The sequence below is a fragment of the Paenibacillus sp. tmac-D7 genome (assembly GCF_006519665.1).
Taxonomy (GTDB): Bacteria; Bacillota; Bacilli; order Paenibacillales; family NBRC-103111; genus Paenibacillus_G; species Paenibacillus_G validus.
Map to the genome: position 1 here is coordinate 12,668 of NZ_VIDW01000028.1, position 24,927 is coordinate 37,594.

The following is a 24,927-nucleotide window of genomic DNA, read 5'->3' on the forward strand; positions in this document are numbered from 1 at the left end:
TCAAGTCACCTCCCCGCGGGCTTTACGCCTAGCTGTAATCGGACGCAGCACGAAGCGAACGATGCCGTGCGAAGCGACGAAGAAAATGACAAGACCGATAATGACCCGGATAATTTCCGGGGGCACGTCGGCGCCGAAGCTCATGCCCGCCGATCCGTACGTTAACGAGCCGAATAAAGTGGCCGCCAGCACGACGCCGAGCGGATGGTTGCCGCCGAGCAAGGCGACGGCGACGCCGTCGAAGCCGTAGCCCGAAGAGCCGGCCGCGATCGTCTGGTAGTGGAATACGCCAAGCACTTCGAACACGCCTGCAAGACCTGCGAACACGCCGCCGACGAACATCGCTTTCACCACGTTACGGTTGACGCTCATCCCGGCATATTCGGCCGCGCTAGGACTGTGCCCGACGGCGCGAAGCTCGTAGCCTTGGCGCGTTTTCCACAGCAGCACGTAGAAGATAACCGCACCGATGATCGCAATCAGCGTGCCCCAGTGCAGACGTGCGTTACCGAAAGCCTCGCTCAGGGCCGGAAGGCTGATCATGGCCGACTCGTGAATTTTGTAGGAGCGCTGTTGGCCGGGCTGAAGCAGGAATTCTCTGACGATATAGTTGGACAAGAACAGCGCGATCCAGTTCAGCATGATGGTCGTGATGACCTCATTCACGCCGCGTTTCGCCTTCAAATAACCGGCGATCGCTCCCCACAAGCCCGCGAGCACGGCCCCCACGATAATGGCAAGCGGCGCATGAATCCAGAACGGAAGCTGCAGCTTGATGCCGATAAAGGTGGCGCCCGTCATGCCGATGATGTACTGGCCTTCGGCGCCGATGTTGAACAAGCCTGTGCGGAACGCGAAGGCGACCGACAGCCCCGTCAAGATCAGAGGCGTAATTTCACGAATCGTTTCGCCGATGCTGTATGGATCGCCGACGACCTTCTCAACCAAGGACGCGTAAGCCAAGAGCGGGTTGTAACCGCCGATCAGCATGATGATCGCACCGACGAGAAGGCCGAGCACGATGGCCGCGAGCGGAACAAGCGCCGAGTCTTTAATAAATAGGCGGGACCACTTAGACATGCGTGTCACCTCCGGATTCTGGCTCGCTGCCGGTTTTGCCGGTTTGGCCGGAGCCTGCCATCATCAGCCCGAGCTCGCGGTCGCTTGTGCGGGCAGGATCGGCTTCCCCGATAATTTTCCCGCCGCAGATGACGACGATCCGGTCGGACAATTGCAAAATTTCATCGAGCTCATGGGATAACAGCAGCACCGCTTTCCCTTTATCCCGCTGCTCGATCAGGCGTTTATGAATAAACTCGATGGCGCCGACATCGAGGCCGCGGGTTGGCTGGGCGGCGATCAGCAACTCGGGGTTTTGGTCGATTTCGCGAGCGATAATTGCCTTTTGCTGGTTGCCGCCGGACAAGGAACGGGCCTCGCTATCGAGCCCGGACATGCGTACGTCGAATTCCTCCGTGAGCCGTTTCGCCTGCTTCTCGATAGCCGCGTAGTCCAGGAAGCCGTTCTTGTTGTAGGCGGACGTATAGTACGTTTTCAGCACCATATTTTCGCTCATTGTAAAATCAAGCACGAGTCCGTGCTTATGACGGTCTTCCGGAATGTGTCCGAGGCCGCTTTCGGAGATGGTCCTCGGCGGTCGGTTCGTAATGTCCCGCCCGGCCAGCGAGATGCGGCCGCTGTCGATGCGGCGCAGCCCGGCGACGGCTTCGACCAGCTCGCTCTGCCCGTTGCCGTCGACGCCGGCAATGCCGAGGATTTCTCCGCTGCGCACGGCCAGCGACACCTCATCCAATACGCGGGCGCCGCTGGCCGCATGGGCGACGATCTTATCTACGATCAGCACCGGCTGACCCGGACTCGCGGGCTTCTTATCCCGCTTGAACGAGACTTGCCGACCGACCATCTTGGCGGCCAGCTCATCCGGATTCGTCTCGCTGACGTTAAGCGAATCGATGACTTTCCCCCTGCGAATGACCATGACCCGGTCGGCGATGGCCATAATTTCTTTCAGCTTATGCGTAATCAAAATAATCGACTTGCCTTCGGCGACGAGCTTGCGCATAATTTCGATCAATTCCTGAATTTCCTGCGGGGTCAGCACCGCCGTCGGCTCGTCAAAGATCAGAATGTCGGCGCCGCGATACAGCGTCTTCAAAATTTCCACACGCTGCTGCATACCGACCGAGATGTCTTGAATTTTGGCTTTAGGGTCTACGCGAAGTCCGTAACGGTCGGACAGCTCGGCCACCTGCTGTTCCGCCTTCCGGTAATGGATGGACAACCGCTGCTTCGGCTCCAGACCGAGAATGATATTCTCCGTCACGGTAAACGGTTGCACGAGCTTAAAGTGCTGATGAACCATACCGAGCCCGAGACGGATTGCCGTCTTCGGGCCCTGGATAGCGGTCGGTTTGCCGCCAATGAGGATTTCGCCCTCATCCGGCTGGTATAAACCGAACAAAATATTCATCAGCGTAGATTTGCCCGCGCCGTTCTCACCGAGAAGGGCGAGAATCTCGCCCTCCTTCAGCGTCAGGTTGATGCCGTCATTGGCAACAAGTCCCGGAAACCGTTTCGTGATGCCGCGCATCTCTACTTTGGTCGCTCCGCTGCTCATTTATCCGGAACCTGAATATCGCCTTTGACGATTTTGTCTTTGTACTCGTCTACTTTCTTCAGCACATCTTCAGGGACGTTCTTTTTGGACGTTTCCGGGAGGCCCACACCGTTGTCCTTCAGACCGAGTACGATCGTTTTGCCGCCTTCGAATTTTCCGTTAATCAGGTCATTGGAGATATTATAAACCGCCGTATCGACCCGTTTCATCATGGACGTCAACGTCACATCGTCGCCGAACGTAAGCGATTGGTCTTTATCTACGCCGATTACCCACACCTTTTTACCGTTCTTCACACGGTCTTTCGCCTCGTTGAACACGCCGTCGCCGGTTGCCCCGGCCGCATGGAAGACGATGTCCGCGCCGTCGTTGTAAATGGTAGAGGCAGCCGCCTTACCCAGGTCGGGCTTGTCGAATGCGCCTGTGTAGTTGATCGTTACTTTAGCGTTCGGATTTACCGCTTTAACGCCGGCTACAAACCCGGCCTCGAAACGTTTAATGACGGGAATGTCCATCCCGCCGACAAAGCCGATTTTGTTCGACTTCGTCATCAAGCCTGCCACAACGCCTGTCAAATAAGAGCCTTCATGCTCGGCGAACGTAACGGAAACGACATTAGGCGCTTCAACTACGTTATCAATGATAGCCAGCTTTGCTTCCGGGTTTTGCTGAGCAACGGTTTTCAGCGAATCGCCGATAATAAAACCGATCCCCCAAGTCAGGTTATAGTTGTTTTTCACCAGTTGGTTCAGGTTCGGCACAAATTCAGAGTCGTTTTTACTTTGCAAATATTTAACGTTGACTCCCGTTTCTTTGTTCAGCTTCTGAAGAGCTTCCCATGCGCTTTGGTTAAACGAGTTGTCGTTTACGCCGCCAACGTCGGTCACCATCCCGATGTTCAGCTTGGATCCGGGTTTCTCCGCGCCCGCTGTCGTTCCTCCGGTCGTGGTTCCTCCGGTTTCGGTTTGTGCAGGATTTTTACTGCCGCAGCCTGTCATGGCAAGGACAAACGTCAACAAGACGATCAAACTAAGTGAAAGCCGCTTCTTCATTCTGATAGACCCCTCCTTCAAATGGTGGACCTTGCCTTTCCATAAGGCTAGTATAACCATCCCGGCTTTCCTTATCACAAATAATGCCACCTTCCCTTTAACGGTTTGCGGCCCGTATTCGGCGGGGAAGATGTTTTGTAACGGCAGCCGGTTCCGGTGCGGTCGGTAACGCAAGCAGGTTGGCGTCATTTACTAAAAAAACCCAGGAAAACCGGACTTGCTCTTATCGGTTTCCTGAGTTCGTGTAGCGTGATGATGCTGATCTGACTGCGTTCCTTGCGGAAATTCTAACACAAAAACTGACCATGGGCAATATAAAATCTGTAATTTTTACCCAAATTTGATCAGTTATCGCCTGCATTGGAAAACAGACTGACCAGGGGTAAACCCTTTCGACAGTCCGCCATTGTTGCGGTTGCCGATCTTACTTTATATAGGCGTCCAGCATCCACACATGCTTCTCCAATGTCGTACGAATGCCGATCAGCATATCGTGCGTGCCGTCGTCCTTCTGCTTCTCGGCGACCTCCATCGCTTGTCCGATCTCATTGATCAGCTGCTTGAAGTCGTCGCGTACGCTCTTCACCATCTCATCCGCCGATTTCAGAGGCGCGTGTTCTTTCACTGTCGCCGCTGCGGAGATTTCCTTGGTCGTGGATACCGGAGATCCCTGCAGAGCAAGAATGCGTTCCGCCAGTTCGTCCATCGTCTGGCCGGCTTCATTATAGAGTTCTTCGAATTTGGCATGCAAATCGAAAAAGTGAGGTCCTTTCACGAACCAATGATGTTGATGCAGCTTTATGTGTAAGACGGCCCAATTCGCAACCTGTTGATTCAGTAAAGCCAGCAGGTCGTTACCCGTTGTCCCTGTGGTTTCCTTAACGGTTTCCTTTTCCATTACTTTAGCCATTGTCTATTACCTCCCGAATCCTTGTTATTTAGGGTTGGACAGCCCGCGCGGTTTGAGGCTCACCCGAACTGTCCGGGAATAACAGGTCGTCGCTTGTCCGCCTGCTTGTCTTTCCTTACCCATAGGATAGCCGATTGAAACAAATTTGATCCTGATCCAATTGTGCGTTTCAAGCTTGTCCCGAGCGGTTAAAAAATACCCAATCGAACCATGAATATGGAGGGATGCAGGATGATTATTGAAATTAGTGTGGCCGTCGTGGCCATCGCATTCGCGGCTTTAGTCGTTTTTCTTATTCAAACGCTGCGCTCGGTGTCGGACCTGCTCGGACAGACGAACATGGTTATTCGTGAATTGCAGGAGCAAATGAACGGCATCAGCACGGAAGCGGTGGAGCTGTTGCGGCACACGAACGAAGTATCGGTGGACGTTCGCAACAAGCTGCACTCGATCGATTCGGTCGTGGATTCGGTCAAAAATATCGGCGACGCCGTCCAGGAAGTTACTTCTTCGGTCAAGCAAGCGTCCACCGCGGTGGCGGGAACGATTCGGAACAGCGTACCGAAAGATCCGAAGACGGCAGGGGAAACGGCTCAACATGTGCTGCAGACGGTGCCGATAGTGATCGAGCTGTGGCAGAAGTGGCGCGAAAGGAAGAAAGCGGAATCCGCCCGACCTGACGAAACACATCGGACAGCCGTCTCCGCCGCGGTCCCCAACCGATAAAGTTTGTGGAGTCGGTGTTTCAAAAGGAAGGTTTCCCGGTTAATTAGTTTCTAGCAGCCGATACGGCTTGCTTGCAGAAGCTTCAAGACAAGCAGCGGCCAAGGAGGATTTTCATATGGATAAACCGAACAGCTTTCTAGTCCAAACGAAAAAAACGGAACTGGAGAACATTGTATATCTTCAAGGCGAACTCGATCTGTCCAAGGTGTCGGAACTGCGCTGCGTGCTGGATCCGCTTGTAGCGGACACCGGGCGTGGCCTCGTCTTGAACTTAAGGCAGCTTCAATATATTGACAGCACGGGGATCGGTGTGATTGTATCGGTATTAAAAGCAAGGGACGTCTTGAAGGCTTCTTTTACAGTACAAGAGATTCCGCTGAAAATCAGGAGACTCTTCGATCTGACGGGCATTACTTCGTTTCTGCAACCGAAGTCGCCGGCAGATTCGTCTGAGGCCCGCATCATTAACGGATAAGAAAGGATCGAAGAGAGCTTATGAATTCCGAAACTCACGCCGTGTGTCTAACTGTCCCTGCCGAGCCGGAGTACATCGACTTGGTCCGTCTGACGCTTTACGGCATCAGCTCCAAGCTCGGTTTCTCGTATGAAGAAATTGAAGATATGAAAGTGGCGGTCGCCGAGGCTTGCAATAATGCGGTGGTGCACGCCTACGAACCGGGTCGGCCCGGGAAGATGAACGTGCGCTTCGAGCGGCTGAACGACGGGCTGCGCATTACGGTGAAGGATGAAGGACCGAGCTTCGATTACGAGGCGAAAGCGCAGCGCGCCGAATCGCTGCATGAGAAGACGCTCCATGAAATCAATGTCGGCGGGCTCGGTATATATTTGATGCAGGCGCTCATGGACGATGTTGAGGTGCGTACAGGCGCAGGCACGGAAGTGACTTTGACCAAACGCCTCATCCGAAGCGAGGAAATGGTATGAAAATCAATTCGGAACGAACGGTGCCCGGAACCACGGATGAAGCTCCTTCCATCGCGAATGAGGCATTAATCGTTCGATATCAGGAGACGGGCTGTAATGAAACGGCAACGGTGCTGCTGCGTCAGTACGAGCCGATGGTGAAGATGGCTGCGGGTAAAATGTCGCGTAACCGTCCGGACCTGTTCGAGGACTTGTACCAAGTCGGGCAAATGTCGGTGCTTCGGTTGTTGAAGCAATTCGACTTGACGCTTGGCGTGCAGTTCGAAGCTTATATGATGAAAAGCGTGATCGGGCATATGAAAAATTACTTGCGCGATAAATCCTGGTATGTTCAGGTGCCCAGGCGGATTAAGGAAAAGGGGAATCAAATCCAGCAGGTGGTCGATCAGCTGACCGTTCGTTTGGAACGTTCCCCGAACGTGGAGGAGATCGCCGAAGCGATGGACTTGTCCGTCGAGGCGACGATCGAGATTTTGGCGGGACGCGATTATTACCATTACGTTTCGCTGGATACGCCGCTGTCATCGGACGATAACGGATCGACGATCGGCGATGTGATCGGCTGTCCCAGCGATGCGTATCAGAGGGTGGAGAATCGGCTTACGCTGCAGGATGCGCTTGTACATTTGAAGCCGGAAGAGCAGAAGGTGCTTCATCTCGCTTATACCGAAGGGCAGTCGCAGCGGCGAATCGCCGAACAGCTCGGCGTCTCGCAAATGAGTGTGTCGCGTATACAAAAGCGTGCGCTCGATAAGTTGAAGGCTTACTTTCAAGAAACCGGCGGCAATCGCGACGTCGGATCGTAAACGCGTCCCGGGTGGGGCGCGTTTTTGCGTGAAGCGAGAGAAGGGGCATGTTTCAGCGCGGCAAAGAGCGGGTAATGATAGACAAGCACCCAAACTTACGAGAAGGCGGTGGTTCTCATGGCAGTTAAACATCGTATAAAGTGTGACGGCAGTGAAGTCATGGTCCGGGAAGAGGAAGGTTCGTACATTTTGTCGATTCAGGCTTCCAGCAACCCGCTTGGCTTCGGCAGCCTATTGGAAGCGTTCCCGAATCAGGATGAAGCCGTTCGTGCGGCGGAGAAGTTCTGTATGCTGCTGGCGGTGGCCAAGGAGCGCGGCTACTACTTGGAGAACGGTTATTTCGTCAAGCCGGAGAAGGAGCGCATTCCCGTAAACGTATGCTTGCAGCAGGATGAGCTGACCGAGGAGAGCTGGATCATCCGGTTGGAGCGGGTATAGAGCGGACAAAGCGCAGACGGCATGCGCAGCGCGGAAGGCCGTGCATAAGCTGGTGACGCCGGGGACAAGCTGTTCCCGGCTTTTTGGTGTTCCGCTAATCTTCTAATCCTCTAATCTTCAATGAGTTAATGGCCGCTCGTCTTCCGACGGGGGAAGATCACACCGCTTTTGGTCAGGGAATGGTGATGGCGTTGCCCGCCGTCGATCCTGAGCGAGCTATCGTTGAACCCGAGTCGTAAAGATGCCCTTGCGTACATGGTGCAGTATGTATCCCTACGTCGCTCTATCTTAGTCGTGCGCAGTATGGGGAAGAGAGCCTTAAAGAAGCGCTCAGGCTAGAGGTAAAGCAGTATGTGACCCTGGAGCCGGAATGGATACCTTTGCTTTCAGAAACCCGGAGTTGGTAAGGTGCGATCAACGTGAATATCAGGCATATGAATATATGTACCTTGTGGATGGACGGGTAACATAAAACCAGCCTAAACCGCAACAACGGTTTAGGCTGGATGGGGGCCCCGCAGGGCTTGGATTAATGCGACGATTTGTCGGCCAGTCGATGCGCCGTAGAGGAGGCGCCGTCGACTAGGCGCTGCGACGAATCGCCTGCGGAATCCATCGTTCGATGAGTGAAGTCGGACGCTTGTCCGAGCTTCTTCTCCGCTGCGGATGAGGCGCGGTCAACGGCCGTATGGGCGGCGCTTTCCGCGCGATCGGTCGCAGCGCGGGCTTTATCTGCCATGTCGTCGGTAACCGTGTGCGCTTTGTCCGCAAGCATGCCGCTTTGCTCTTTCACGAGCTGAGCCGTTTCCACAGCTTTCGCTTTACACGTTCCCACCAGGTCTGCGCCTTTAGCCTGAAGCGTCTGCAAACGATCCTTCAGATCGCCGCGCAGCTCGCGTCCGGATTTCGGCGCCGTTAACAACGCAATCGCTGCGCCGGCCAGACCGGCCATTACCGTTCCTATCAGCATGCCGCTTCGTCTTGTCTCCGTGTTCACCGTACTCATATCTCCTCACTCCTTCTCTTTGTCATCCACACGATCTCCGGTGTGAATCAATCCTACAGGTTACGGGGCTACAGGGTTTGTACAACCGTTACGCCGTGTGTTTGCCGAAGCCTCTTGCAAGCAGCCCGAGCAAGAACACGAACAATGCAGAGCCGATGATGGCAGGCAAAACGGCGAATCCGCCGATAACCGGCCCCCACGAACCGAGCAGCAGGGCACCGAGCCAAGCGCCTACGAATCCGGCGATCATCGAACCAAGCATACCTCCCGGCATCGCGCCCGGCGCAATCGCCGACCCGATAGATCCAATGACAACAGCCATGATTAACGTTATCAGCAAGCTTAACATGTTCATCACGCTCCCTTTGAGGTTGATTACTTGCATGTCTACTTTTACCCGGGTGGCGGGAGGGTGAAACAAAAAGCGGCTGTATTCGGCGTCCGTTCGACAGCTGCTGCAGGTATTTTCGACCGCAATCGGCGCCGGGCGTTTATGATTTTTCAGCGAAAAAGGGAACCTTTCCATCCCTGCATCGTCCAATTGGATGAGAGGTGAACCCGGGTGGCCTTTGAGTATTTGAAATCGCTCGCAGGAGGTATGGATAAGAACGAAATCTTATCCGAGCTGATGCTCACCTATGGCGAGGATGTATGGAACTACGCGTTCTTTCTGACGCGTCAGCCGATGACGGCGGACGACATTACGCAGGATGTATTTATGAAAGTATATGAGCGGCTTTACTCGTTTCGCGGTGAAGCGAGCATCAAGACGTGGCTGCTGGCGATTACGCGCAATACGGTGCGCGATCAGTGGCGCTCGGCGTGGTTTCGGCGCGTTGTGCCGTTCGGCGTGCTGAAGCGGGATGAAACCGTCGCCTCGGCCGAATCGCAAGCGTTAAGCGCTCTCGTGGAGGAGGACGTGTGGAAGCTTGTGCTGGAGCTGCCGACGAAGCTGCGCGAGGTGCTGCTGCTGCATGCGCATCATCAGCTGTCGTATGTCGAAATCGCGGAGCTGCTGGGCATTTCCGTCGGGACGATGAAGTCGCGACTGTCGCGGGCAAGAGCGAAAATATCACAGCAATTGGAAACCGAAGGGAGGGATACCCTGTGACAAAAAACGAGCGTAACGAACCCGAAGCGTGGGAACAGCAGTTAAGACGGCTGCCGTTGTCTCAGGGCGGGTTTTCGAAGGAACTGGCCGAACGGGTGCAGGCGCGGGTACGGATGGTGCCGCCGGTTAGAGGGCGGAGCCGCAAATGGCTATGGTTGCCTGCTGCCGCCTTGCTGGGAGCGGTTGTATTCGGTGTGGCCGAAGCCGATCGGCTGAAATCGGCGTTCACTCCGTTGGTGACCCAGCCGAAAGACCCGGCGCTGCAGCCGCTAGACCCGAATACAGCATTGACGTTGAAGGTGGCTTATTTCAGCGAAGAGGCGTTTATGTCGCAATACGGGGCTGTTTTTCAGAAGAAGTTTCCGAATGTGAAGGTGGAGATTATTCCGTACGGCGACGTCTCTCCGGTCAGCAGCGTGATGAGGTCGAATCCATCGACATGGCCGGTTGAGGAACTGCCCGATGTGATGGGGGTGAACGGTGCGGAGTTTGCGACCCTTGTGCGTCAAGGCAAGCTGTACGCGCTCGATGAGGTTGTGAAAAAGGACGGATTTCCGCTAAAGACAGCCCATCCGGGCCTGATCGAGGCGCTGCGCAAGCAAGGCGACGGCAAGCTATACGGCCTTGCCCCGAGCTTCGACCAGCTTGCGGTTTATTACAATAAAGCGCTGTTCGATCGTTATGGAGTGGCCTATCCGGAAGACGGGATGTCTTGGGAGGAGCTGCTCGGCATAGCTGCCGCCATCGGCGAAGGAGGCGGCAGGCGGGAAGGCGTGTACGGTTTGGCGACGGGGAACGGGTCGTGGCCGACCAGTATGATCATGCAGGTGGCGAATGCGGCGGGAATTTCCATCATTGATCCGAAGACCAGGCAGGTGGCGATCGATACGCCGCAGTGGCGGATGGTGTGGGCGACCGTGCTTGAGGCGCTGCGCGAAGGGGCCGTATACGAAGCGCCTCAATCGGCATCCGGCGGCAACCGTGCGGAGACGGGAGGGACCCCGGACCCGTTCCTGACGGGGAAAGCGGCGATGACGCTGCAGCGGTACAGCTATATCCAGACGCTGAAGGCCTCGAAGAATGCCCCGGAATGGGACGTGGCGAGCGAGCCTGTTCATCCGGATCGCCCTTCGGAATCGATGACCTTCTCGCTGGGGGGCATATTCGCGGTCAGCGCCAACTCCCCGAACCGCCGGGCCGCCTGGGAGCTGATCAAGCTGATTCAGCAAGAAGAGCCGAGACGGCTGGAGGTTGATCGTTATCCGGAGAGTCCGGCGATGCCGGTGGCAAGCGTCCCCGGCAAGCATACGGAGGCGTTCCTGAAGGTGCGGCCCTCGGATCTATTATTCGACGGATCGTCATCGCTTGGCCGCACCATCAGCGGGGAGGTGTTCAAGAAGCTGCAAACGAAGTCAGCCGAGGTGCTTCAAGGGCGCAAGACGCTTGAACAGGCGCTGCGCGAGCTGCAGGCTGAGGCGGAGAAGCTGTGGAACCCGGAGGAAAGCGAGAGACCGGGGCTGGTGCCTCTGCCGAAGGGGAATACGGGGCTTGAAAAAAACAGGCAATAGCGCTCTGTAATTCCGCTATCTGAGCCCATACCGCGCCCATGCGGCGCAGTGTGGGCTCAGTCAGCCCCGGCTGCCGCTTCGCGGGAAGCCGGACCGCCGCCGCTCTGCATGCGCTGTTTGAACGTCTTCGGCGAGCACGCGTTGTGGCGCTTGAACAGCTTGTAAAACTGCGCCATGTTCGGAATGCCGACTCGCTCGCCGACCTCGGTGACGCTGAGGTCCTGCGTCAGGAGCAGACGCTCGGCGGTTTTAACGCGCTTGTAGTTCACGTAGTCGATGAACGACAGGCCGATCACCTTTTTGAACAGCTTGATGAAGTAGTGGTAGCTCAAGTGCAGCACGGCACATACGTCCTCCACGGCGATCTTCTCGCTCAGGTGGCGGTCGACATAATCCAGCGCCGGGCGCAAGCGCAGCAGGTCGGCGTCCTGCACGCCGCCCAGCACGCCCCGCTCGTCCGAGCGGATCAACAGCAGCAGCAGCTGCTTGATGGCCGAGCTGACGGCGAGTTCGTATCCGCGCGTGCGCTGCAGCGCCTCCGTATAGATGTTCATAACCAGCGCGTGAGCCTGCGCCCGGGCAGCGGCATTTTCGGCGAAGATGTAGTTCAGTTTACTCAAAGGCTCTGTCAGCTCGGAGAACGAGCTTAAATAAGGCAGCGTGCTCTGGTCAAAATGCTGCGTCAAATCCACCTGAAACACGACATATTTTAATTCCCCGACGGCTGCCTTATGGGTGCGGTGCAATTGCGAGGAACCCAGCACCATCACATCGCCGGGGCCAAGCGCAACATAGTCATGCTTCGTCTGCACGCCGAGCATGCCGTCCACGATCGCCAGAAACTCGACCTCTTTATGATAATGCCACAGACACGGATCGGGAGAGCCGCTCGTACCATCTTCGCTCTTATCGGAGCGGATTTCCCATATTTTCAGAAAAAGCAGCGGATTTTGATACACGACATCCTCGATCATGACATCGGACTGCACCGGCATTAAAGGTTTCACAGCGTAACCGACCTCGCTTCCGAAGAACGCTTTTGCATATATACGACCAGCTTTCATCGTAGTCACTTCCCTAACCAGTATATCACGAATCGATAGAGGAGAGCAGTATTGCATATAGATGAAGCAGGATTAAGCATATCTTTTCCCCGTTTGAATCACTATACTGAGAGTAACACGAACACAAGATGTGGAGGGAATGGGACGATGGGTCAAAAATTACGCGTCACCGTTTGGAACGAATTTCGGCATGAGAAAGAAAGTGAACGTATTCGCTCGGTATATCCGCAAGGCATACATACGGCCATTGGCGAAGGACTCGGCGCCGACGTGGAAGTCGCCTACGCCACGCTCGACGATCCGGAGCACGGTCTGTCCGAGGAGCGACTGAACAGCACCGACGTGCTGATCTGGTGGGGACATAAAGCGCATGACCAGGTGCAGGACGCAATTGTTGACCGCGTGCAGCAACGGGTGCTGCAGGGCATGGGCTTGATCGTGCTGCATTCGGGGCATTTCTCGAAGGTGTTCAAGAGGCTCATGGGAACCGGCTGCGATCTGAAGTGGCGCGAAGCGGACGAGAAGGAACGCATCTGGGTCGTAGCGCCTAACCATCCGATCGTCGAAGGAATCGGCGAATACATCGAGCTCCCGGAAGAAGAAATGTACGGCGAGCACTTCGATATCCCTGCTCCGGACGAGCTTGTCATGGTCAGCTGGTTCGAAGGCGGAGAAGTGTTCCGCAGCGGCTGCACGTTCCATCGGGGCCAAGGGAAGATCTTCTATTTCCGTCCCGGTCATGAAGCGTACCCGACCTATTATAATGAGCAAATTCGCCGGGTTATTCGCAACGCCGCTTATTGGGCAGCTCCGACGACTCGCGAGTATCCGACATACGGCAACCATAAACCGCTTGAGACGATTAAAGCGAAAGGCTAGCGTCTAAACCGCGTGCGGCGTTACGCACGAAGCCTGAGCAGGCGAAATCCGGCTCTGATCTGCAGTTGCAGAGAAGATGCCGGATTTTTTTGTAATAATGCCAAAAAAATGCGCGATTAGCAGGAACTATTTTCAGAACGTCGAACTGCTAAGGGTAGAATCCAACTTCCAGATTTCTGCGTGAAGGAGCGCATGTCGTTCATGCTGACCAGCCTGCTGAGCAATCTTTTTTTTATCTTATTTCCGATTTTTTTGTATGATGTATTCTGGGGGGAGCGGCGCAGACATAAATTGCCCAACCTCAGTTATACGCTGATGGGATTGCTTTCAATCGGATTGTGCATGTTGTTCCCGATCGGGCTGACGGCCGGTCATCAGTTTGATTTGCACCTGATACCGTTTATCATCGCCTCGCTGTATGGAGGGCATCGTATATCGGCTTGGCTTGCCGGATTCATGCTGCTGCTTGATATCTTGCTTATTCACGATCCATCGCCGTATACGCTGCTCATCAATGCAGTTACGGCGCTGCTCATTCAAATCGGCATCATCCGGTTCCGTACTTATTCTCCAAAAATGAAAATTTCCGTCGTCGTTCTGCTCTCCACGTTGTCCGTCATGGTGTCGCTTTACGGATTTTACATGAACACTCCGGAAGAGGTGCACGATCCCCTGACCGGGTACGTACTGCTTGGTTTATCGATTCAGGCTTTGAGCTCGGGCATGATTGCCGGATTTATCGAGGCGATGCGCAAAAATATGCTTATGCGCAATGAGATGATGCAAATTCAGAGGCTTCAAGTGATCGGCGAGCTTGCCGCGAGTGTTTCTCATGAGGTGCGCAATCCGTTGACGGTGTCCCGCGGTTTCTTGCAGCTGCTGCTGGAGCGCCATAAGGACAACGAGCAGGATGCCCGGTATTTGCGGCTTACGCTTGAAGAGATGGATCGTGCACAGCACATCATAACCGACTATCTCGCCTATGCGAAGCCCGAAGCGGAAATGGTCTCCCGGCTGCAGGTCGCCGACGAGCTTGCTTACGTGATCAGCGTGCTGGAGCCCTACGCGCTGCTCGGCAAGGTTGAAATCAAAGTGTCCGGCGTCGGAGAAGGATTCGTGCTGGGCGATAAACATAAGTTCCGCCAATGCCTGATCAATCTGCTCAAGAATGGAATCGAGGCGATGCCGGGTGGCGGAACGCTTGAGGTCATAGCTGTGTGCGACAGCAAGAAAGCGCGCATCTGCATCATCGATAGCGGAGCCGGGATGTCGACGGAGGAAGTGGAACGGCTGGGCACGCCGTATTATACAACGAAAACCAAGGGAACCGGACTCGGGACGATGGTCGCCTTCAGCGTCGCCAAGGCGATGAACGGCGGAATTGAAGTAAGCAGCACGAAGGGAAAAGGGACGAAGTTTATCATTACGCTTCCGACGTGCTGAGAGTAAGACGTCATATCCTAACAAGAGCTGCCTTCACCTGTTAAGCTTCGGATGCATTCGGGAAATCGACCTTCCCCCGCATCGGAGCTTTTGAAAGGGGAAGGTTTTTTTGTGCACTTTTCTCATTTATGAAGCATCAGAATACAAGAAATGATTTAAATGTTGCATACTATTTAAATATATGTTATACATTAATTATAAATAATACACACGATATCAAGCGCGGGAGGTATACCTCGATGGCAGATCAGGCAGGTTCCATAGGGATAAGCGGGATGGGACGTATCGGCAGGTTGTTGGTGCGGCATGCTTTTGAGTCAGATAAGCGGGGGCTGGGTGTTCGAGCGGTTAATTCGGTGTACCCGGCGGAGACGATCGCGCATTTGTTGAAATACGATACGGTCCACGGCACGTGGAAGGCGGACATCCGCGTCGACGGAGGGGACCTGGTAATTAACGGAGCAAGGATCCGCATCGTGTACGAGCGGGACCCGGTGGCCATTCCGTGGAAGGAGCTTGGCGTCGAGCTGGCTGTCGATGCGACCGGCAAGTTTAATGACCGTGAGGGCGCTTCCAAGCATTTGCAGGCGGGAGCCCGCAAAGTGATCATCACCGCACCGGGCAAAAGAATGGATCTCACCGTCGTCATGGGTGTCAATGACGACCGCTATGTTCCGCAGCAGCATCATTTGATTTCGGCGGCGTCCTGCACAACCAACTGCGTCGCGCCGGTTCTGCATGTCATCGATCAGAGCTTCGGCGTGAAGAGCGCTTGGATGACGACCGTACATGCATTTACCGGCGATCAGAATCATATGGATAATCCGCATAAGGATCTCCGCAGAGCACGAGCGTGCACACAGTCGATCATTCCGACGAGCACCGGCGCAGGGAAGGCGCTGATCGACGTACTGCCGCACTTGGCGCCATATGTAAACGGTATCTCTATACGGGTACCGACGCCGGACGTGTCGCTCGTCGACTTGACCATGCAGTTGAAGCGTCAGGTCGATACGGCGGAGGCCCAGGCTGCGCTGCTTGCCGCTTCGCAAGGGGTGATGGCGCCTTATCTGGGCTACGTTGACGAGCCGCTTGTGTCGGCCGACTATATCGGCTGCGACAAGTCGGCTGTGATCGACGGACCTTCGGTGGCAGCGGCGGGCGATCAGTTGAAGGTGCTGGCTTGGTATGACAACGAGTGGGGCTATGCTAACCGCGTCATGGATTTGGCGCAAACCGTATCGAATTCCATTCCGAGGGAGAGCGATGAAACATGGAAAGAAGCGGTGGTTTGAAGGTAGACGCTGCAGCGAAGGTCAGTGAGGCCGGGCAAGGGCATCTCGGAACGATTCTGTGCAAGCACTGCGGGCAGCTTATCGGCACGCAGGAGACGCGTAAAGTAACTTTCTATTACAGCCAGTGCGACGATCCGTCGTGTTCCGGCAACAGCCGGTCTGCCGAGTCAGGTGGGGCGGGCTTGGGTGAAGACGGCGCTCAACCGCTGCATATGCGCACCTACACCGAGCTCTGCTAATAGCCGAAGGCCTGTGTATCCGCCCCTCTCGGGAATAGAGGACGGGATACACAGGCTTTTTCGTATCTCTAGGTCAGCATATCAAACTTCTGGTTGGCCTATTTGTATGCTGGCGGGCAAGGGGATCGGCGAAAGCAGCGAATATGCGAAGTGCTTGAGTTCCGTCCATGATTCGGCGATATCACAAAAAGCCGTCCGGGATGTATCCCGAACGGCTCTCTCTGTCTTCACGCAGGTGCCCGCTCTTACCAGGCGCGTGTATACGACTTGGGCGGCTCCAGCTGTACGCCCAGGCGCTTCGCCGCCGTACGCGGCCAGTACGGGTCGCGCAGCAGCGCGCGACCGAGGAATATCAAGTCCGCGCGGCCGCTCTGCAAAATTTCCTCCGCTTGCTCGGCCTCGGTTATCAAGCCGACCGCGCCGGTCGCAATGCCCGCTTCGCGCCGTAGCTGCTCCGAGAACGGCACCTGGTAGCCGGGGTAGACCTTCGGTGGAACCGGCACGAGAGCGCCGGAGCTGACGTCGATCAAATCGACGCCTTGTTCCTTCAACAGGCGTGCGTACTCGACGTAATCAGAAGGCGTCATGCCTTCCGGATGGTAGTCGCTAGCGGAGATGCGCACGAACAACGGACCGTCCCACTCCGCTTGGACCGCCCGGACAACCTCGCTCAAGAATCGGAAGTTGCGGGCGCGATCGCCGCCATAAGCGTCATCGCGCTTGTTCGTCAGCGGCGACAAGAACTCATTGATCAAATACCCGTGCGCAGCATGGATCTCCACCACGTCGAAGCCGGCTTCCTTCGCCCGGCGGGCGGCGGCGCCAAAGGCAGCGATCGTTTCTTCGATCTGCTCGAGCGTCATAGCTTCCGGCGTCCGGCTCTTCTCGTCGAATGCAATCGCCGACGGAGCCACGATCGGACCGTCTACCGTAGCCTTGCGTCCGGCATGAGCGATCTGGATGCCGATATGCGTGCCTTGACCGTGAACGAGCGCCGTGAGCTCCCGCAGCCCGGCAACATGCTCATCGCTCCAGATCCCAAGGTCGTTCGCGGAGATGCGCCCTTGCGCCGTGACGGCTGTCGCTTCCACGATGATCAGACCGACCTGCCCGACGGCGCGCGACGGGTAGTGGATTCGATGCCAGTCGTTCACACGGCCCGACTCATCGGCGCATGCATACATGCACATCGGCGACATGACAATCCGGTTTTTCAGCGTAAGGTTCCTAAGGGGGTAAGAAGTAAACAGCATGAATACTCCACATCCTTTATTCTTGGTCTCTTAAAAAAGGTTAGTAATTAACTCGATGTCTCAAACTAACCTAATCATAGCATGTTGACGGGGATTCGTGCAAAATGTACCAGTATTCGCGATTACTCCGCTTTCATCCGCGCACGGGAAGGCCTCGCAATAACTCGCTCACCCGCCTATGGCGTCACCTCACCATCCGCTGACCGGATTGCTCCTATCCATTACGCTGACCGGTCTTGGTGCCGCAACCCGCACAGCCTCTAACCGGCCGAGGGCGCTTCTTGTGTCTGCTTAGCCGCCTGGATCTGCTTGTGCTTCTCCAGATCGAACCGGGCTCCGCCCATGAACAGCGAGACGATCAAGCCGAGCAGCGAGGCTCCGACCAGCATCCAGAAGCCGACATGAACCGCATCGCCAAGCGCATGCTTCAGCATGGTCATCACCGCCTCCGGCACTTGGCCTTCGGCGTGCAGCAGCACCTGCGGGTTCGTGAACGCCTCCAGCTTCTCCGGCGGAATGCCGAGCGTCGCCCCTTCCCGTTCGATCGTCGACGTCATATGCCGGTTCACGATCGCAGCCATAATGGCCGAACCGAACACCCCGCCCACGGAGCGGAAGAAGGTGACCGTCGAAGAAGCGACGCCTTGATAACGGGCAGGGGCATTCGTCATGATCGCCATCTGCGAGATTGGCATCAGGAAGCCGATGCCGATCCCCAGCAGCAGCATGTCGGCGCGCAGCGCCCATTGGTTGACGTCCAGCGGCAGCAGGGTGATGATGTACGCGCCGCTCCCGGCGAGCAGCATCGACAGGAACGTGCTCATCCGCCAGCTTAAGAACCGCATCAGAAAACCGCTGATCGCCATGCCGATCATGACGGAGAACATCATCGGCGTCAGCGCGTTGCCGGCATCGCCGACGTCGCCGCCAAGACCGCCCTGGATGAAGATCGGCACGTACAGCAGGGAGCCGAACATGATCATGCCTTGCAGGAAGGTTGCGAGGCTTGAGCCGGCGATCGTCCGGTTGCGGAACAGCTCGAACGGGACGATCGGCTCCTCCGCTTTTGTCTCGGTGTACAGGAACAGCGCGAGTCCGCACGCCCCAGCGGCAAGCAGGCCGAGGATCGGCCAGGAGGCCCAGGGGTAGTCGACGCCGCCCATTTTGAGCGCCAGCAGCGTGAGGACCGTCGTGAACACCAGCCACCAGGCGCCGGCATAATCGACCTTCGGCTTGCGGGTAGTGTCCTTCGATTCAACCAGCGCTCCCATTAGAATGAAGAGCGCGATCAGCCCGAGCGGCAGATTAATATAGAAGTTCCAGCGCCAGCTCATCCAGGTGGTAATGAACGCCCCGACGCTCGGCCCGACGATCGAGGACAGCGCGAATACGCCCATGAACATCGCTTGAAACCGTCCGGCGCGCTCCGGCGGCATCAGCGTAAACAGCAGGGTGAACGTGATCGGCATCATGCAGCCGGCTCCCAGCCCTTGAATCCCGCGAAATACGATCAACTGCGTCATGTCCTGCGCCAGCCCGCACAGCGCCGACCCTATAATAAACGTCAGCAGACCGGCGGCATAAAACCGCTTGCGTCCATACATATCCGACAGCTTGCCGACAATCGGCATGATCGCCGTAGAGGTCAGCATATAAACCGTGAAAACCCAAGAAATTTGCTCAAAGCCGCCCAGCTTCTCAACGATTGTCGGCAGCGCCGTCGAAACGATCGTCTGGTCCAGCGAAGAGAGAAACAGGCTTAGCAGCAGGGCGCCCATCACCCAGCTCAATCTTTTATCGTTCATAGCCATTGCACGTCATCCTTTCTTGTTTACGATGCCATCCAACAGAATGTCAATCACGTCGTCCATCATGCGCTCCGCTTGTTCCTCCGGTACTTGACCACTGGACATAGCGTTCATCCCGCCCATCAGACCGCCCCAATATACGGCAGAGATCAGCCTCGGATCGAGCGGCTTCAGCTTCCCTTCCCGGATGCCCTGCTCCAGCACGCGATGGAGAGGTCCGGTCGCATTGTCCACATATTCCTTCAAGACCGCTTCCCCCTTATCGCCGAACACGAACGGGATATCGGCCGGTATGTTGCGGTAGAACTGTACCATGTGCGGCTTCAGCAGACTTGATCTCAGATAAAAGCGGGCGTACGTTCTCAGCTTGGAGATCACCTCTTCGTCGGACAGCAGCGTGCTGCTGATGTACGTTTTCGCCTCTTCGATGAGACGGGTGAACACGAAGCGAAATAAGTCCATCTTGTCTTTGAAATAATAGTACACGAGTCCGCGGGCCATATTGGCGCGCTTGGCGATATCACCCATTTCCGTGCCCCGTACGCCTTTTTCCAAATATACGGCAATCGCCGCATCGATGATTTGCTGGATGCGTTCTTCTCTTATTTTTTCGTTTTGTTCCGACGAGCGCGGGGACATGCTCCGGCACCTCCGAATTCGAATTATTTTTAATTGACATTCATGTCAGTTAAAAATATATCATTGGTTGACACTCGTGTCAATTAAAAACGGAAAATAGGACCGCCCACCTTTCGGGGCTTGTCCGATCGCTCAGGCCGCCGGCTGCGCCAACGCCAAAGACCGGTCCCCTGCGGCTTCAAGCCTCAGGGGACCGGTCCTCGCGGTTTGCAACGCTAATCGCGCGGCACACGCTTGCCGGGAAGCGTACGGCAGCGCCGCCGCCGCTCTCGTTCGCGCCGCTTACCGCCGAATCCGCCGATTGCGTCTGGTGCTTCTGCGCCTGCGGCGTCTGCGACGACGGGGCTTCGTCTTCTCGTCGTCTTTGGCTTTGCCCTTGCCGAACGAGCCGAGGAGCACCTTGATCAAGGGCGCGAATTGCTGGAAGCTTTGGACCATCTTCTGCATTTTGCTGAAGGTGTCCACGATCCCCTCGATGCCGCCCAGGCGGTCGAGAATCTTGCTGACCTGCTGCAAGTTAAATCCGCCGCCGCTGCTTGCGCCGCCGGCACTACCGCCGGACCCGCCGCCGAACAGCGTAGTGAGTCCGCCTCCTTCGCCGCCTGTGCCCGTTGTCACGGGAGGCTGCGCGAACATCGTAGACTCTGCAGGCAGCTGGGTACCCGCCATACCGGGGAAATCCGTGTAGGAGCTCAGCCCCGGGTAGACGCCTTGGTTGTAAGACCTCGTCTGCGCATACGGAGGCCGATTCGTTCTTGAAGCTGCCTGGTGCGCAGTAGCTTGCGGATGGATCCCTCGGTTGCCGATTATTTGTTTTGTAGAATTCATCATTTTTCATTCCTTTTATTTAAATTCTCGCAGAAGTGCTGCGGCCTGACTTTCATCCAACATCGGTTTCCTTGTATACTGTATGTGATAGGCGAATGGATGGTATGGGCGCTTGTCACGTTGTTTTAGATTTTGGCCTAGTGAAGCGATTTAGTCCGCTACCGCATAAAAAGAGTAACGTTTTACAAACATAAAGGAAGGATTTAGGGCTCTGGCGTCGAATACTGCTTGTATAGATTGTAAAACGATGCCGATTCGAAGTATGATAGGTAAGATAGTCCATCGAGGGGTTGAACGACCATGCAATTAAAGAAGCTGAATGATAAAGCGATTGACCAGCTGTTTGAAGCGATTTTGACGCTGAAGGATATAGAGGAATGCTATGTGTTCTTCGACGATTTGTGCACCGTGAACGAGATTCAGTCGCTGTCTCAGCGGCTCGAAGTGGCGCGGATGCTGCGGAAGGGCAACACGTACAACCAGATCGAAGCGGAAACCGGCGCCAGCACGGCGACGATCTCGCGGGTGAAGCGCTGCTTGAACTATGGCAACGACGGGTACAAAATGACGCTGGAACGCCTGGGCCGCTAACGGTCCCGGACAAGTCGTTGTCCCGCTCTTGCCAGGCTCTCACCCGGCATGATTAACGCAACATGCGAATCCTTCTCGGCCTGGAGGCTGAGCGGGATTTTTCGTGTTCGAGGGGTTCTTCCAGCGAGCGTCGGATGCGGTTTTGGAGAGGAGGCATACGGTGTGGTAAAATACGGGATATTGGTCATAAGCCACGGTTCCCGAAGCGAGGAATGGGTACGGCTCGTCGATGAAGCAGTCCGTGCGGTGCGCGTGCCGGCGGGGGTCCCGATCTACTCGTCCTACTTGGAGATTGTGGAGGGACGGCTTATTCAGGACGGCATTACGGAGCTGGAGGCGCTTGGCGTTACGGATATGATCGTGATCCCGCTGTTCGTCTCCTCGGGGAGCACGCATATTGACGAGATCACGTATGCCCTGGGTTTGAAAAAGGAGCCGCAGCTCCCGACGGACATGGAACCGTTTGCGATTCGGGCCCGGGTGCACTGCACGCCGCCGATTGACGACGATCCGATTATCGCGGAGATCGTGTACGGCAAGCTACGGCCGTTGTCGGAGCGCCCGGAACGCGAGATCGTGCTGCTCGTCGGACACGGCAGCGCAGAGAAGGGCTTCCATCTCGCCTGGCGGCGCGGCCTGGAGCGGCTTGCTGCGCGGGTGAAGGCGCTCGGCGGGTTCGCGGAAGCGGACGGGGCGATGCTGCTGCCCGATCAAATTAAGTGGAAGATGAACGATTGGCGCAGGCGCAGGCCCGATTGTCAGGTGCTGGTCGCGCCGCTGTTCCTGAGCGAAGGATATTTTACGGGACAAGTCATTCCCGAGCGATTGGAAGGATACACGTACCGGTACAACGGTCAGGCGCTGCTGCCCCATCCGGGCATTTCGCGCTGGATGGAGCGGCAGATCGCCCGCGTGCTGGACGGGAACGAGATGCATGAATTATGAAGCGAACGGGTGAGAGAGATGACGGAACGGGTCAAACGCGCTAGGTTAATCTATAACCCCTCCTCCGGTCGGGAGGAGATGAAGAGGCGGCTGCCGGACGTGCTGCAGCGCTTGGAGCGCGGCGGTCTGGAGACGAGCACGCACGCCACGATCGGCGAAGGCGATGCGACGCTGGCGGCGGCCGATGCCGTCGCACGCGGTTTTGATATTATCATCGCCGCCGGCGGGGACGGCACGTTGAACGAGGTCATCAACGGGATGGCCGAGAAGGAGAACCGGCCGCCGCTTGGCATTTTGCCGCTGGGGACGACGAACGATTTTGCCCGGGCGCTGAACATTCCCCGCCACTGGGAAGGCGCGGTCGACGTGATCCTGCAGCAGCATACGCGCATCATCGATGTCGGCAAGGTCAACCAGCGTTACTTTATTAACATTGCAGGCGGCGGGTCGATGACCGAGCTGACTTATGAGGTGCCCAGCAAGCTGAAAACGATGATCGGCCAGATGGCCTATTATATGAAGGGCCTCGAGAAACTGCCCCGGCTGCGTCCGATCGAGCTGTACATCCGTACGCCTGAGGTCGAGCTCCACGAGGAAGTCATGCTGTTCCTTATCTCGAACAGCAATTCCGTCGGCGGCTTCGAGCGGCTCGCGCCGGACGCGTCGCTGAGCGACGGTTTGTTCGACGTGCTGATCTTGAAGAAATGCAATCTGGCCGAATTTATCCGCGTCGTGTCCTTGGCGCTGCGCGGCGAACATCTGAGCGATCCGAACATCATTTATTTGCAGACGAATCAAATCCAAGTCACCTCTCCGGACTATGTCCAACTGAACCTGGACGGGGAGTTCGGCGGGACGCTGCCTTGTATGTTCACGAACCTGTCGCAGCACCTGCGCATCTTCGTGGATGAGACGGGCCAGACGACGTATAAGAATACGAACCCGCTGCACCTGAAATTACCTTGGAAAACTAAAGCCGGAGAAGAGAACGAACATGATGAAGAGCAAGAATAACCGCCGCGGCGGTAAGGGTGCGCAGGCAGGCAGCAGAACGGACTGGCGGGAACAACCGTTTTCGAACCGGCAATCGTCCCCACCCCCAGCCGCAGCCGTGCTGCGCGATCTGCCGGTAACGAAGAATGAGGACTATATTGCCGAGATTGTCGGCTTAGGGCATGACGGAGAAGGGGTAGGCCGTGTGAACGGCTTTACCCTTTTTGTTCAAGGCGCGCTGCCGGGCGAGAAGGTGCGGGTCAAGGTAGTTAAGCTGAAGAAGCAGTATGGCTACGCCAAGCTGCTGGACATTCTGGAGCCGAGCGCGGACCGTGTTGACGCGCCGTGCCCGATTTACAAGCAGTGCGGCGGCTGCCAGCTGCAGCACATGAGCTACGAAGCTCAGCTTCGCTGGAAGCGGCAGCTCGTAGCCGATAACCTGGAGCGGATCGGGAAGCTGGCTGTGGCCGGGCCGGGGGACGCTGCGGGCGAAGGCATTCTCGTACATCCGACCATCGGCATGGACGACCCTTGGCGCTACCGCAACAAGGCGCAGGTGCCGATCGGCCATGGCGGGCCGGACATGGAGGGCGGCCTGATCGCGGGCTTCTACGCGCAGGGCAGCCACCGGATTATCGACATGGAGGCCTGTCTTATCCAGCACGAGCAGAACGATGACGTGGTGCGCGCGGTGAAAAGAGTGGCGGGCGAGCTCGGCATCCGCGCCTATAATGAGGAAACGGGCCGCGGGATGCTGCGGCACGTCGTGGCCCGCTACGGTTTCAACACCGGCGAGATCATGGTCGTGCTGATTACCAACGGCGAGTCGATCCCGCACCGCGACGAGCTGGTGGGGCTCATTCGCGAAGCTGTTCCGGGCGTGACGAGCATCTGCCAGAACGTGAACACGCAGCAGACGAACGTCATCTTCGGCGACCGGACGCTCGTGCTGTGGGGCCGCGACGTGATCTACGACACGATCGGCGACGTGCGATTCGCGATCTCCGCGCGATCGTTCTATCAAGTGAACCCGGTACAGACGGAGGTCTTGTACCGGAAGGCTCTGGACTTCGCCGCGCTGACGGGCGAAGAAGTCGTGATCGATGCCTATTGCGGCATCGGCACGATCTCTTTGTTCCTCGCGCAGCGGGCGAGGAACGTGTACGGCGTCGAGATCGTCGGCGAAGCGATCGACGATGCCCGCGCCAATGCGGCGCTGAACGGCATCCGCAACGTTCAGTTCGAGACCGGCGCGGCCGAGGTCGTCATCCCGGCCTGGCGCCAGCAGGGCATCGCGCCCGACGTTATCGTCGTCGACCCGCCGCGCAAGGGCTGCGACGCCGCGCTGCTGGAGACGATCCTCGAGATGCGGCCGGAGCGCGTGGTGTATGTGTCGTGCAATCCTTCGACATTAGCGAGGGATTTGCGCGTGTTGGAGGATGGGGGCTATCGCACAGTGGAGGTACAGCCGGTGGATATGTTTCCGCATACCGTTCATGTGGAGTGCGTAATAGGAATTCAACGAATCGATACGTAGAAATCCTTTATTTTCAACACTTTGCGCGATTTATGACTTTCACGGCGGACGGCGCGGATTTCAAAAATAAGGTACTTAAAGACAAAATTGGAGTTTCCGTCGTTTTGGACATGGATTTGGACGTCGGGTGTGTAGATATGTTAAATTCATGGGAATAAGTTCATGAATCAGCTGAAAATGAAAGTTGCTGCAACATATGAATATACAAGGGAA

At 56.4% G+C, this 24,927-nt stretch carries 26 protein-coding genes; 15 read left to right on the plus strand and 11 right to left on the minus strand.

The annotated features are described in order from the left end of the window. The 4 genes from FKP33_RS18145 to FKP33_RS18160 all read right to left on the minus strand — a co-directional run bounded on the left by FKP33_RS18145 (position 1) and on the right by FKP33_RS18160 (position 4,600). Positions 1 to 1,080 (minus strand): ABC transporter permease, encoded by a 1,080-nt coding sequence (locus FKP33_RS18145; RefSeq protein WP_141335974.1) that lies wholly within the window; start codon positions 1,078 to 1,080, stop codon positions 1 to 3. Next, complete coding sequence (locus FKP33_RS18150) at positions 1,073 to 2,638, minus strand: ABC transporter ATP-binding protein (RefSeq protein WP_054795880.1); 1,566 nt, start codon at positions 2,636 to 2,638, stop codon at positions 1,073 to 1,075. Before FKP33_RS18150 ends, FKP33_RS18145 begins: the two co-directional genes overlap by 8 nt. Then, complete coding sequence (locus FKP33_RS18155) at positions 2,635 to 3,690, minus strand: BMP family lipoprotein (RefSeq protein WP_127608557.1); 1,056 nt, start codon at positions 3,688 to 3,690, stop codon at positions 2,635 to 2,637. The genes FKP33_RS18150 and FKP33_RS18155 overlap by 4 nt, the downstream gene beginning before the upstream one ends. Positions 3,691 to 4,114: 424 nt before the next feature. Then, the gene (locus FKP33_RS18160) at positions 4,115 to 4,600 is read right to left on the minus strand and encodes a Dps family protein (RefSeq protein ID WP_127608556.1); all 486 of its coding nucleotides are present in this window, start codon (positions 4,598 to 4,600) and stop codon (positions 4,115 to 4,117) included. A 231-nt stretch (positions 4,601 to 4,831) separates the two neighbouring features. Here FKP33_RS18160 and FKP33_RS18165 point away from each other — a divergent pair, with 231 nt between their 5' ends. The 5 genes from FKP33_RS18165 to FKP33_RS18185 all read left to right on the plus strand — a co-directional run bounded on the left by FKP33_RS18165 (position 4,832) and on the right by FKP33_RS18185 (position 7,515). Further along, positions 4,832 to 5,326: a DUF948 domain-containing protein gene (locus FKP33_RS18165; RefSeq protein WP_141335975.1), complete on the plus strand. Its 495-nt coding sequence runs from the start codon at positions 4,832 to 4,834 to the stop codon at positions 5,324 to 5,326. Between the two features lie 115 nt (positions 5,327 to 5,441). Next, a complete protein-coding gene (locus tag FKP33_RS18170) occupies positions 5,442 to 5,801 on the plus strand; it encodes an STAS domain-containing protein (RefSeq protein WP_127608554.1) in 360 nt (119 codons plus the stop codon). A gap of 20 nt (positions 5,802 to 5,821) precedes the next feature. After that, a complete protein-coding gene (gene rsbW, locus FKP33_RS18175) occupies positions 5,822 to 6,271 on the plus strand; it encodes an anti-sigma B factor RsbW (protein ID WP_054795882.1) in 450 nt (149 codons plus the stop codon). Further along, positions 6,268 to 7,077, plus strand: a complete 810-nt coding sequence (locus tag FKP33_RS18180; protein WP_054798853.1) for a sigma-70 family RNA polymerase sigma factor — start codon at positions 6,268 to 6,270, stop codon at positions 7,075 to 7,077. The genes rsbW and FKP33_RS18180 overlap by 4 nt, the downstream gene beginning before the upstream one ends. 117 nt (positions 7,078 to 7,194) lie before the next feature. Beyond that, on the plus strand, positions 7,195 to 7,515 hold the full coding sequence (locus FKP33_RS18185; RefSeq protein ID WP_127608552.1) for a hypothetical protein: 321 nt from the start codon (positions 7,195 to 7,197) through the stop codon (positions 7,513 to 7,515). A 529-nt stretch (positions 7,516 to 8,044) separates the two neighbouring features. On the opposite strand, the gene FKP33_RS18190 is transcribed toward FKP33_RS18185, so the two are convergent. Beyond that, positions 8,045 to 8,521 (minus strand): YtxH domain-containing protein, encoded by a 477-nt coding sequence (locus FKP33_RS18190; protein WP_141335976.1) that lies wholly within the window; start codon positions 8,519 to 8,521, stop codon positions 8,045 to 8,047. An 88-nt stretch (positions 8,522 to 8,609) separates the two neighbouring features. Next, entirely contained in the window at positions 8,610 to 8,870 is a 261-nt protein-coding gene (locus FKP33_RS18195; protein WP_141335996.1) for a GlsB/YeaQ/YmgE family stress response membrane protein, read from the minus strand. 213 nt (positions 8,871 to 9,083) lie between these two features. Between FKP33_RS18195 and FKP33_RS18200 the strand changes: the two genes are divergently transcribed. Further along, entirely contained in the window at positions 9,084 to 9,632 is a 549-nt protein-coding gene (locus tag FKP33_RS18200; RefSeq protein ID WP_127608549.1) for an RNA polymerase sigma factor, read from the plus strand. Then, positions 9,629 to 11,200, plus strand: coding sequence for an extracellular solute-binding protein (locus FKP33_RS18205; RefSeq protein WP_141335977.1), 1,572 nt, complete (start codon positions 9,629 to 9,631; stop codon positions 11,198 to 11,200). The genes FKP33_RS18200 and FKP33_RS18205 overlap by 4 nt, the downstream gene beginning before the upstream one ends. Before the next feature lie 56 nt (positions 11,201 to 11,256). Here the strand turns inward: FKP33_RS18205 and FKP33_RS18210 are convergent, their stop codons facing one another. Beyond that, positions 11,257 to 12,195, minus strand: coding sequence for a helix-turn-helix domain-containing protein (locus FKP33_RS18210; protein WP_054795941.1), 939 nt, complete (start codon positions 12,193 to 12,195; stop codon positions 11,257 to 11,259). 216 nt (positions 12,196 to 12,411) lie between these two features. On the opposite strand from FKP33_RS18210, the gene FKP33_RS18215 reads away from it, so the two are divergent. The 4 genes from FKP33_RS18215 (at position 12,412) to FKP33_RS18230 (ending at position 16,120) form a co-directional block, all read left to right on the plus strand. After that, a complete protein-coding gene (locus tag FKP33_RS18215) occupies positions 12,412 to 13,143 on the plus strand; it encodes a ThuA domain-containing protein (protein ID WP_054795887.1) in 732 nt (243 codons plus the stop codon). Positions 13,144 to 13,335: 192 nt separating this feature from the next. After that, positions 13,336 to 14,586, plus strand: a complete 1,251-nt coding sequence (locus FKP33_RS18220; protein ID WP_141335978.1) for a sensor histidine kinase — start codon at positions 13,336 to 13,338, stop codon at positions 14,584 to 14,586. A gap of 239 nt (positions 14,587 to 14,825) precedes the next feature. Next, complete coding sequence (gene gap, locus FKP33_RS18225; RefSeq protein WP_127608546.1) at positions 14,826 to 15,881, plus strand: type I glyceraldehyde-3-phosphate dehydrogenase; 1,056 nt, start codon at positions 14,826 to 14,828, stop codon at positions 15,879 to 15,881. Continuing rightward, complete coding sequence (locus FKP33_RS18230; protein ID WP_141335979.1) at positions 15,860 to 16,120, plus strand: GapA-binding peptide SR1P; 261 nt, start codon at positions 15,860 to 15,862, stop codon at positions 16,118 to 16,120. The genes gap and FKP33_RS18230 overlap by 22 nt, the downstream gene beginning before the upstream one ends. A gap of 245 nt (positions 16,121 to 16,365) precedes the next feature. On the opposite strand, the gene namA is transcribed toward FKP33_RS18230, so the two are convergent. The 4 genes from namA to FKP33_RS18250 form a co-directional block, all read right to left on the minus strand. Continuing rightward, complete coding sequence (gene namA / locus FKP33_RS18235; RefSeq protein ID WP_127608545.1) at positions 16,366 to 17,373, minus strand: NADPH dehydrogenase NamA; 1,008 nt, start codon at positions 17,371 to 17,373, stop codon at positions 16,366 to 16,368. A gap of 260 nt (positions 17,374 to 17,633) precedes the next feature. Further along, positions 17,634 to 19,184, minus strand: a complete 1,551-nt coding sequence (locus FKP33_RS18240; RefSeq protein WP_127608544.1) for an MDR family MFS transporter — start codon at positions 19,182 to 19,184, stop codon at positions 17,634 to 17,636. 6 nt (positions 19,185 to 19,190) lie between these two features. Continuing rightward, the gene (locus tag FKP33_RS18245) at positions 19,191 to 19,820 is read right to left on the minus strand and encodes a TetR/AcrR family transcriptional regulator (protein ID WP_141335980.1); all 630 of its coding nucleotides are present in this window, start codon (positions 19,818 to 19,820) and stop codon (positions 19,191 to 19,193) included. Between the two features lie 282 nt (positions 19,821 to 20,102). Further along, positions 20,103 to 20,648 (minus strand): hypothetical protein, encoded by a 546-nt coding sequence (locus FKP33_RS18250; protein WP_141335997.1) that lies wholly within the window; start codon positions 20,646 to 20,648, stop codon positions 20,103 to 20,105. Positions 20,649 to 20,948: 300 nt separating this feature from the next. Between FKP33_RS18250 and FKP33_RS18255 the strand changes: the two genes are divergently transcribed. The 4 genes from FKP33_RS18255 to rlmD all read left to right on the plus strand — a co-directional run bounded on the left by FKP33_RS18255 (position 20,949) and on the right by rlmD (position 24,714). Then, complete coding sequence (locus FKP33_RS18255; RefSeq protein WP_010494821.1) at positions 20,949 to 21,239, plus strand: YerC/YecD family TrpR-related protein; 291 nt, start codon at positions 20,949 to 20,951, stop codon at positions 21,237 to 21,239. 162 nt (positions 21,240 to 21,401) lie between these two features. Next, on the plus strand, positions 21,402 to 22,184 hold the full coding sequence (locus FKP33_RS18260; RefSeq protein ID WP_054795896.1) for a sirohydrochlorin chelatase: 783 nt from the start codon (positions 21,402 to 21,404) through the stop codon (positions 22,182 to 22,184). 18 nt (positions 22,185 to 22,202) lie between these two features. Then, positions 22,203 to 23,198, plus strand: coding sequence for a diacylglycerol kinase (locus FKP33_RS18265; RefSeq protein ID WP_054795897.1), 996 nt, complete (start codon positions 22,203 to 22,205; stop codon positions 23,196 to 23,198). Beyond that, a complete protein-coding gene (gene rlmD / locus FKP33_RS18270) occupies positions 23,179 to 24,714 on the plus strand; it encodes a 23S rRNA (uracil(1939)-C(5))-methyltransferase RlmD (RefSeq protein ID WP_258313481.1) in 1,536 nt (511 codons plus the stop codon). Before FKP33_RS18265 ends, rlmD begins: the two co-directional genes overlap by 20 nt. Positions 24,715 to 24,927: the final 213 nt, after the last annotated feature.